Annotated in this window: 1 protein-coding gene; it reads right to left on the reverse strand. The window is 41.6% G+C overall.

The annotated features are described in order from the left end of the window. Positions 1–587 (reverse strand): IS110 family transposase (locus CRO04_RS25800; protein WP_242974667.1); only part of this gene is annotated, 587 nt, incomplete at both ends.

Raw genomic sequence — 587 nt, forward strand, 5'->3', positions numbered from 1 at the left:
ATTAATTCTGCCTTATCTTTCTTGGAAATACGAGCTATTTCCTTAAATTCGATTGTTAGGTCTTCTGACGTTTTTCCCTGCAAATGGACAGGGGATGGGTAGTTCTTCCAGAAATACATGGCACATTTTCCGTCTATCTCGCTGAAGAACTTACTGTAGCTGGGATACGCCATGGATATCTGCTCATGGAGTCCGTTCTTAAACCGGATACCTTCTTTGACCAGTAAATCTCTTCGATTTACCAGTTGTGACAACGTCCATTCGTTATCTTTTGGCTTTGCATCCGGCAAAGTATGCAGCTGGTTAATGAGTACCGTTGCAACACAATACGCATCATGCTCATCGTTTTTACGGAGCATGGGTGCACTTTTTCTCTGGTCATAAGCCAGAGCTGGATTAATGTCTTTTACAATGTAACCTTTTTCAATCAGCCAGACAGCTAAACTTCTGCCGTAGCCGTATGCATTTTCCAATCCGTAAATGGGTTCAAGCCCAAGATGATTGGATTTTCTGTTTACCTTTTCTGCCAGCTTTTTAAATTCACTGGGCTTGTTTTCAATGACGACTACCTCTAACTTTTCATTCCA

Source organism: Lacrimispora amygdalina, from assembly GCF_900205965.1.
In the GTDB taxonomy this organism is placed as follows: domain Bacteria; phylum Bacillota; class Clostridia; order Lachnospirales; family Lachnospiraceae; genus Lacrimispora; species Lacrimispora amygdalina_A.